The organism is Streptomyces sp. NPDC050423 (genome assembly GCF_040655445.1).
Lineage (GTDB): Bacteria > Actinomycetota > Actinomycetes > Streptomycetales > Streptomycetaceae > Streptomyces.
The window spans coordinates 69569-77359 of sequence record NZ_JBFAJY010000042.1; the positions used below are offsets into that span (position 1 = coordinate 69569).

6 protein-coding genes, 2 pseudogenes and 1 riboswitch are annotated in these 7791 nt (G+C 73.2%); of the genes and pseudogenes, 1 reads left to right on the forward strand and 7 read right to left on the reverse strand.

The features are described 5' to 3' along the window. Window positions 1–212 precede the first annotated feature (212 nt). On the forward strand, window positions 213–1235 hold the full coding sequence (locus AB0I52_RS26970; RefSeq protein ID WP_363076810.1) for a PRC and DUF2382 domain-containing protein: 1023 nt from the start codon (window positions 213–215) through the stop codon (window positions 1233–1235). Between the two features lie 99 nt (window positions 1236–1334). Here AB0I52_RS26970 and AB0I52_RS26975 read toward each other — a convergent pair. The 7 genes and pseudogenes from AB0I52_RS26975 to AB0I52_RS27005 form a co-directional block, all read right to left on the reverse strand. After that, window positions 1335–1517: pseudogene (locus AB0I52_RS26975) on the reverse strand (ABC transporter ATP-binding protein); the annotation flags it as partial. Next, window positions 1509–1784 (reverse strand): annotated as a pseudogene (locus AB0I52_RS26980) (ABC transporter substrate-binding protein); the annotation flags it as partial. The pseudogenes AB0I52_RS26975 and AB0I52_RS26980, both read right to left, overlap by 9 nt. Before the next feature lie 35 nt (window positions 1785–1819). Further along, window positions 1820–2008: riboswitch (cobalamin riboswitch) on the reverse strand. An 87-nt stretch (window positions 2009–2095) separates the two neighbouring features. Next, window positions 2096–3319 carry a beta-ketoacyl-[acyl-carrier-protein] synthase family protein gene (locus AB0I52_RS26985; RefSeq protein WP_363076812.1) on the reverse strand — a complete coding sequence of 408 codons (1224 nt, stop codon included), beginning with the start codon at window positions 3317–3319 and terminating at the stop codon, window positions 2096–2098. Beyond that, window positions 3316–3576 (reverse strand): acyl carrier protein, encoded by a 261-nt coding sequence (locus AB0I52_RS26990; protein ID WP_363076814.1) that lies wholly within the window; start codon window positions 3574–3576, stop codon window positions 3316–3318. The genes AB0I52_RS26985 and AB0I52_RS26990 overlap by 4 nt, the downstream gene beginning before the upstream one ends. Window positions 3577–3843: 267 nt before the next feature. Next, window positions 3844–5751, reverse strand: a complete 1908-nt coding sequence (locus AB0I52_RS26995; RefSeq protein WP_363076816.1) for an acyl-CoA dehydrogenase — start codon at window positions 5749–5751, stop codon at window positions 3844–3846. Between the two features lie 68 nt (window positions 5752–5819). Further along, window positions 5820–7061, reverse strand: coding sequence for a beta-ketoacyl-[acyl-carrier-protein] synthase family protein (locus AB0I52_RS27000; protein WP_363076818.1), 1242 nt, complete (start codon window positions 7059–7061; stop codon window positions 5820–5822). A 175-nt stretch (window positions 7062–7236) separates the two neighbouring features. Then, window positions 7237–7500 carry a type B 50S ribosomal protein L31 gene (locus AB0I52_RS27005; protein ID WP_363076830.1) on the reverse strand — a complete coding sequence of 88 codons (264 nt, stop codon included), beginning with the start codon at window positions 7498–7500 and terminating at the stop codon, window positions 7237–7239. Between the last annotated feature and the right edge of the window lie 291 nt (window positions 7501–7791).

Below are 7791 nucleotides of genomic sequence, written 5' to 3' on the forward strand. Positions count from 1 at the left end.
AGTCGCCCGCCCCTCACTCGATTGGCCTAACCCGGCTGTACGGTCCACAACGGCATCGCACGGGGCCTGCGCCCACGGGCCGGGTGTACGGCACCCCGCCCCCACCGGCCGGGAAGTTGCAGCGTCCATCCGGGTGAGGCGCGATGGAATCCGGACGCGCCTTACCTGCTGGACCCACCTACAGGACGCGCCCGGGGTAGGAGGAATCGGTCATGGGAGCCGCTGACGGTTTCACGGATTCCGGAGAGCTCGACGGCCTGACGGTGTACGACACCGCGGGCGAGAAGATCGGCAACGTGGGGCGGGTGTATGTCGACGACAACACCGGCCGACCGGACTGGATCACGGTGAAGACCGGCCTGTTCGGTATGAAGGAGAGTTTCGTGCCTCTCGCCGGAGCCCGTCGCGTGGGCTCCGACCTGCACATCTCCCATCCGAAGGACCGCGTCAAGGAAGCCCCCCGGGTGGACGCGGACGCTCATCTCTCCGTCTCCGAGGAGGAGGAGCTCTACCGGCACTACGGACTGACCAGGAACACCGGCGGCAAGCTCGGCGACCGTTCCGCCGGCACCGGTACCCCGACCACTTCCGGGACCGGAACCATGGGCGCGGCCGGAGCGGGTGCGGCCGCCGGGGTAGGAGCCGGGACCATGGGCGCCAACGCCGCAGCCGAGCGCAAGGCGACGACCGGCACCGCCGGTACGGCGGGCGCCGGCACGGGCAAGCACCGGGACGCCGAGACCTCCGGTACGGCCCGTCCGCTGGTCGGAGCCGGAACGGGCGCCGAACGGTCCGCCTCCGCCGACCTGAGCGGCAAGGAGGAACTCATCCGCTCCGAGGAGCAGCTGAGCATCGGCACCGAGGAGTACGAGAGCGGCAAGGCCCGGCTGCACAAGTACGTCGTCACCGAGAACGTCACCCGGACCGTGCCCGTGACGCACGAAGAGGTACGCGTCGTGCGCGAGCCGCTCCAGCCCGGTGACAAGGCTGCCCGCTCGGACATCAACGAGCAGGATGTGGAGGTCACCCTGCACGCCGAACGCGCCACGATGCGGAAGGAGACCGTGCCGGTCGAACGGGTGCGGATGGAAACGAAGAAGGTGACCGAGCAGAAGGAAGTCTCCGCGGAACTGCGCAAGGAGCAGATCGACTACGCGGACGGCATGACCAAGGACGGCAAGGACATCGGCGGCAAGGACATGGGCGGCGAGTTCGGTCAGGGACGGCGCCGCTGACCCCCGCGCACCGCGCCGTCCCAGGCGTACCGGACAGGAGCGAGGGGCGGACCCGCACAACGGGGTCCGCCCTCTCGTGTGCCGCGGGCTCGTGTCGGCTCAGGGCCGCCCCGGGCGAAAGCGCACCGAGGGCCGCCCCTCGGGGCCGTCAGGTGTCACGACGGCCCTGACCCGGTAGACCTCCGCGATGAGCTCCTGGGTGATCACCTCGGCCGGGACCCCGCCCGCGACCACCCGTCCCGCGTTCATCACCACGATCCGGTCGCAGAACATCGCGGCCAGCCGGTCGGCGAGGCCGAGTGAGAGGAGGATCTCGGTGGACCCCTGGTCGACCGGGACGGCCCGGCGCGGGGCGGCTTCCACGGTGACGGTGCGCCCGCAGTTCTTCAGGGTCACCGGATAGCCCTCGCCCCCGGTGGACTTGGCTGCGGAGCTGTCACCGCCACCGCCGCAGGCAGTCAGCAGGACGATTCCGGCCGTGAGCAGGGCGGCGGAGCGGACGGGGCCGCCTATGGGCGGCACGAAGTACCTCGGCGTCTCTGGGCCCATGCGCGGGGCCCGGTGTACGGAGTTCCGCGACCCGGTGCCGGACCGCGGGCGCCAGCAGGTCTTCGGACTCGGGTTCGCACGGTCGGGACGCCTTCCCGGGAACCCATGGGGCTCCCAGTGGCCGTTGGCCCCGCCCGTCCCCCTCACCGCCGCGCGTCAGTTCCGGATTCGCACCGGATTCCCTGACCCCTACGTGGAGTTCGACTGGCCCAGGCACGCTACCACGACCTCTTCGCAGCTCAGCGGCGGTGCGGCCGGTGGAACGGGCGGGTCCCGGACCGCTCCACCGGCCGGAAACGGCCTAGGTGTTCCTAGGGCCGCAGGAGCGCGACCACGGCGTTGTGTCCACCGAATCCGAAGGAGTGACTGACGGCACGCCGTACCGGCAGCACCAGCGGCTGCTTGGTGACGCACTCGATGTCGAACCCGGGCGCGGGTGCGTCCAGGTTGGCGACCGGCGGGATGATTCCGCGCTGGAGGGTGAGGATCGTCAGCCCCGCCTCGATCGCTCCGGCCGCGCCCATGCAGTGGCCCAGTACGCCCTTGGGCGCGGTGACGGGCGGCCGGTGCGGGAAGACCCGGCCGATGAGGGCGGCTTCGGCCGCGTCGTTGCGCGGTGTGGCCGTGCCGTGCGCGTTGATGTGCTCGACGTCCGCGGCCTGCCAGCCCGCGTCGCGCAGCGCGGCCTCGACGGCGGCCTGGGCGACCCGGCCGTCGGGGTGCGGGCTGGTGGGGTGGTGGGCGTCGGTGGTGGCGCCGGTGCCCGCGAGCAGCGCGCGCGGCTCGGCGCCCCTGGCCTCGGCGTCGGCCGCGCGCTCCAGCACCATGACGGCGGCGCCCTCCCCCATGACGAGCCCGGCCCGGTCGGCTGCGAAGGGCCGGCTGAGCCGGGACAGGTCCCCGTCCGCGCGGGCGGCCGCGCCGGATCTGGCGAATCCGGTCATGGCGATCGGGAAGAGGGTCGATTCGGTGGCTCCCGCGATCGCCAGATCGCACTGCCCGGTGGCGAGCAGGTCCCGGGCCACGGACAGTGCGGTGATCCCGGACGAACAGGCGGTGCAGGGCGCCAGGCTCGGGCCCGTGGCGCCCATCTCGATCGCGATCTCGGCGGCCGGCATGTTCGGGATGGTGAGCAGGATCCCGGAGGGCGAGGTCGCCTCGGGTCCGCGCCGTTCCAGCACCAGCGCCTGGTCGGTGAGACCGGCGGAGCCGCCGCTGCTGGTGCCGACGACGACCGCGACCCGGCTGCCGTCCCAGCCGCCCGGGTCGAGTCCCGCGTCGGCGACCGCCTCCCGCGCGGCGAGTACGGCGAATTTGGCGTACCTGCCCATGCGGAAGGCCGTACGGCGACCGATCGCGGCGTCCAGGTCCATGCCGTCGACCGTGCAGGCGAAGTCGATCGCGCACCCTGCGAGTGCGGGGACGGTGCGGGCCGGGCTGACCCCGGCGCACACGCCGTCCCAGGTGGACTCGGTGTCGTTGCCGGCCGGGGTGATCATTCCCAGGCCGGTGACGGCGATGGCGGGCGTCTTCATCGGGCGGCGCTCACCGGTGCCTCGCCGCCGGCCGACGCCCGGAGGAACTCCGTGAGCCCGGCGAGGCTGGTGTCCCTGTGCAGGGTGCTCGGGTCCAGCTCGACGCCGAGGGCCTCCCTCATGACGACGGCGAACTCGGCGACTGCCAGGGAGTCCATGTCCAGGCTGTCCATCGTGGATTCCGGGAGAATCTCGGCCACAGGCACCCTGAAGGTACGGCTGAGTACCTCGGTGATCGTGGGGTGAATCGCGCTCATGGTCTTCCTCTCCATCATGCCCGTCCGGCGGGGGTGCCCGGGGCGGTGCCTCTCACCGCCCCGACGCCGGAGTAACTGAGCAGCGTCCGTCCAGTTACGCCTTGCGGCGAACCGATTCGCCTCCGTGGCCCCGTGTCCCCGGACACCACCGCGACAACACGGCCGCGGTGCCCCAGAAGGCCAGGAGCACGACACCGACCCCGAGCCGCTGTGCCGCCTCGGCCGCACGGCGCAGCGGCGCGGGCGCTGCCCGCTCCGGCCCGGCTCTCACCACTCGCCCCCGGCGGGTGCCGGCTGCCCGGCGGTGTGCCAGGACGCCTCCGGGTCGTCGTACGCCTCGGCGTAGCGGGCCCCCGCGATGGGCCAGTCGGCGAGCAGTTCCTCCGGCAGCCCGAAGGAGGCGGCGAGGTCCGGCAGGTGGGCGGCGACGGCGGCGACGAGTTGCTCGGTGGTCTCCGTCAGCCCTTCGACCTGGCCGGCCGTGAGGTGACCGGCGACGAGCAGGTCCCCGCTGTTGCGTTCGATCCAGCGCAGCGCGAACAGCCGGGCCAGCTCGGTCAGCCGTTCGCGGGCGGGACCCTCGGGCAGGCCCTCGACGGCCTCGGCGTACGCGTCGGCCGCCTGCCGGTAGGCGTGCGCCTCGACGCCTCGCAGCGCGGGCCCGGACCCCGCGTTCCACCGCTTCAGCGGGCCGCCGTGCGGGGCCCGCGCCATGCGTGCGCGGGAGCGGGCGAACTGGATCCGCTCCACCTGGGCCAGGAGCCGGCCGAGGTGGCGCAGATCGTCCAGGCCGCCGGCCGACGGACCGTCCGGGGCGTCGCCCGCGTCCAGTGGCTCCGGCACCGCGGAGATGACCATCTCGGATGCCGCCTTGACGTGGATGGCCAGGTTGTCGCCCTCGGCGGTGATGGCACCCTCCACCCCGGTGACGAGCTCGGTCATCCCGTTGTTCTCCAGCAGGCCCTGGGCGCCACACCGTTCGCGGCATTCGACGATCACTGATCTGGCCTGCCAGGTGATCCATCCCTTGGCGACGTCGACCAGCTGCCCGGCGGCCTCGCGCTCCGGCGCCGGGCCGTGTACCGCCGCCTCCCATCGGTCCAGGGCCCGCCGGTGCAGCAGGCTCATCGCGAAGACGGTGGCCATGGCCCCGGCGAGCGGGCCGTGGTGGCTGCGGTGGGCGATCACCGCCAGCGGCGGCAACGTGCGGCCCCCGGAGACATAGCGGTGGCCGGAGTAGCGGACCGCGATGGCGAGGCTGGTCCGGGCACCGCCGACCGCACTCGCGCTCATGCAGATGCGGCCCGTGGTCACGCGGGCGATGGAGGCGAGGAATCGGCGTCGGCGGCCGGCGGTGCCGCTGCGGAACACCCCGTCCTCGCCGACCTGGCCCTGTACGCCGCCGAGCAGCGCCTCGCGTCCCACGAATACCTGGTCGAAGGAGGTCAGGCAGTGGTCGACGGGGCTGCCCATGCGTGCCGGAAGCCTGCGGATCCGTACCCCGGGCAGGGCCCGGAGCGAGTCGGTGAGCGGCACCAGCAGCAAAAAGACCCCGCGGTCGGCTCCCCCGACGAGCAGCCGGGCGGCGACGAGCCCCGTCTTGGGGCCGCCGGCCTGGCTGGTGTTGGGCATGAACTTCTGCGCGCCCAGGTGCGGCGTGTGCAGCACGAATCCGTCCCGGGCGCGGTCGTAGGTGGCCGTCGTCTCGACCGCGGCGGCGTCGTTGCCGTGCGCCACCTCCGTACAGAGGAAGGTCCCGATGCGTCGCATCGCGAGGAAGTCCGACAGGTCGCGGGTCCGGCCGGTGTCGTGGTCCAGCAGACTGCCGAGGAAGAGGTTGTAGTGGATTCCCGCGACGGTGGCGAGTGACGTGTCCATCGGGGCGAGCCATTCGTGCAGCGCGGCCAGGGCCCGGGGGTCGGCTGCCAGCCTGGCGCCGCTGTCCAGCGCGTTGTTGAGCGCGCGCAGCCGCGCGTGGGCGAGCGCGAGCCGTTCGTCGGGGGTGGGGCCGGGCGGGGGGAATGCCGGCCTGCGGAACATGTCGGTGGCGATGATCCGCTGCCAGAAGCCGTGCTCCCGGCGGGCGTCCGCGCCGAGGAGCACCGTGGTGAGCCGGTCCGCGACCCGTTCCGTGCCGAGTTCGGTCACAGCGGTGCTGTCGATCGTTGTGGTCATACGACAGGAACGATCAGGAATCAGCCAGGACACCCGAATTCCAGCATTGGAAGCCCATTTCCTCCTGTTCAGTGAGGTGCCGGGGCCCGTTGGAAGGCGAGGGCGACATTGTGGCCGCCGAATCCGAAGGAGTGGCTGAGGGCGCGTTCGACACGCTGTCTGCGGGGTTCCTTGGTCACACAGTCGAGGCCGGACTCCGCCGGCGGCGCGTCGAGGTTGGCGATCGGCGGGACGACGCCGTGTTCCAGGGTCAGTACGGTGGCCACCGCCTCGATCGCACCGCCCGCCGCGAGGGTGTGCCCGATGACGCCCTTCGGCGCGGTCACCGAGGGCCGGTGCGGGAAGAGCCGGGCGATCAGCGCGCTCTCCATGGCGTCGTTCAGCGGGGTGGAGGTGCCGTGTGCGTTGATGTGGTCCACGTCGCGGGCGGCCCAGCCCGCCCGGTCCAGTGCCGCCTCGACCGCCCGTTGGGCGCCCCGGCCGCCCGGGTCGGGTGCGGTGGGGTGGTGGGCGTCCGTGGCGGCGCCCGTGCCTGCCAGCACCGCCCGCGCCCGCCCGCCACGGGCCCGGACGTCCCCGGCCCGTTCCAGCACGAGCACGGCGGCGCCCTCGCCGAGGACGAATCCGTCGCGGTCCGCGGCGAACGGCCTCGACGCGGCCGCCGGATCAGCGGTGCGCACCGAGAGCGCCCCCATCCCCGCGAACGCGGTCACCACCAGCGGAGTCACCACGGACTCCGCGCCGCCCGCCACCACCACATCGCACTGCCCGCTCGTCAGCAGGTCTCGGGCGAGGCCGATCGCGGTGGCGCCCGACGCGCAGGCGGTGGCCGGGGCCAGACTCGGCCCGTGGGCGCGCAGGTCGATGGCGACCTCCCCGGCGGCCGCGTTCGGCATCATCATCGGCACGAGGAGCGGGGAGACCGCGCGCGGCCCGTCCGCGTCCAGCCTGCGGACGTTGTCGACGAGTACGGAGACACCGCCCACGCCGACGCCCAGTACGACGCCCACCCGGCCGCCGTCCCAGCGGTCCGGGCGGAGCCCGGCGTCCGCCACGGCACGGCGGGCGGCGACGAGGGCCATCTTCACGAACCGCGCCATCCGGAACACGGCGCGTCCGCCCACCGCCTCGTCCAGGTCCGGCCCGTCGGCCCGGCAGGCGAAGTCGACCGGCAGGCCGGCCAGTTCCCCGCAGTGCCGGGCCACGCCGGTCCCGGCGCACAGCCCCGCCCAGAAGGCGTGCTCATCGGCGCCCACCGGGGTCACGAGCCCCAGGCCCGTCACCACCGTCGCCGCTCCGTCCCGCACCATGCCGCGGCCCTCCCGCCATCGTTCACACCCGCACCCGGTCGAACGGCCGGGCCCCGGTCGAGGATGCGCCCACTGGGCCGAACGGGTCACCTCCCCGTGCGGGGCGCGTGCGGTCAGGACGGACGGAGTCCCCGGCCCGGTGGAAAAGGGGCCGGGGACTCGGGACCCGTACGGGTCAGGAGGCGTCGGCGCCTCCGTCCTCGCCGTACCTGCGCTCGAACTTGGCGACCTGGCCCTCGGAGTCGACCACCCGGGCCTTCCCGGTGAAGAAGGGGTGGCTCTCGGCGGAGATCTCCACGTCGATGACGGGGTAGCTGTTTCCGTCGTCCCAGTCGATGGTCCGCTCGCTCGACGCGGTGGACCGGGTCAGAAAGGCGTAGCCCGCCGAACGGTCACGGAAGACGACGGGACGGTAGGAAGGGTGCTTGTCCTGCTGCATGGCCTGCTCCTGGGGACGTGCGGGTACCGGCACGGGACACTCCCGGCCAGCCTCGCGAACCACGGCGTCCCGCGCGATCGCACACGTCCGTACGGGCGCATCCGCGTACGTCGGCCGAGGCGGCGCGGCGCGCTCGGCCCAGGGCGTGTTTCGAAAGTAGCGCCGTCCGCCCGAAGGGCGGGCCCGGCGGTGTCCGGTGCGTGTGATCGCAAGGCGGAGGGTCGCCCCGATACTGGTTGTATCGGGGCGACCCCCACAAACCCGCCCGCGAGCGGGCCACAACCCCCAAAG

What these genes read in the sequence shown, in the direction of transcription:
- AB0I52_RS27005 (WP_363076830.1), bottom strand. Translation starts at nt 7,500, where the DNA reads ATGCAGCAGGACAAGCACCCTTCCTACCGTCCCGTCGTCTTCCGTGAC.
- AB0I52_RS26995 (WP_363076816.1), bottom strand. Translation starts at nt 5,751, where the DNA reads ATGACCACAACGATCGACAGCACCGCTGTGACCGAACTCGGCACGGAA.
- AB0I52_RS26970 (WP_363076810.1), top strand. Translation starts at nt 213, where the DNA reads ATGGGAGCCGCTGACGGTTTCACGGATTCCGGAGAGCTCGACGGCCTG.
- AB0I52_RS26985 (WP_363076812.1), bottom strand. Translation starts at nt 3,319, where the DNA reads ATGAAGACGCCCGCCATCGCCGTCACCGGCCTGGGAATGATCACCCCG.
- AB0I52_RS26990 (WP_363076814.1), bottom strand. Translation starts at nt 3,576, where the DNA reads ATGAGCGCGATTCACCCCACGATCACCGAGGTACTCAGCCGTACCTTC.
- AB0I52_RS27000 (WP_363076818.1), bottom strand. Translation starts at nt 7,061, where the DNA reads ATGGTGCGGGACGGAGCGGCGACGGTGGTGACGGGCCTGGGGCTCGTG.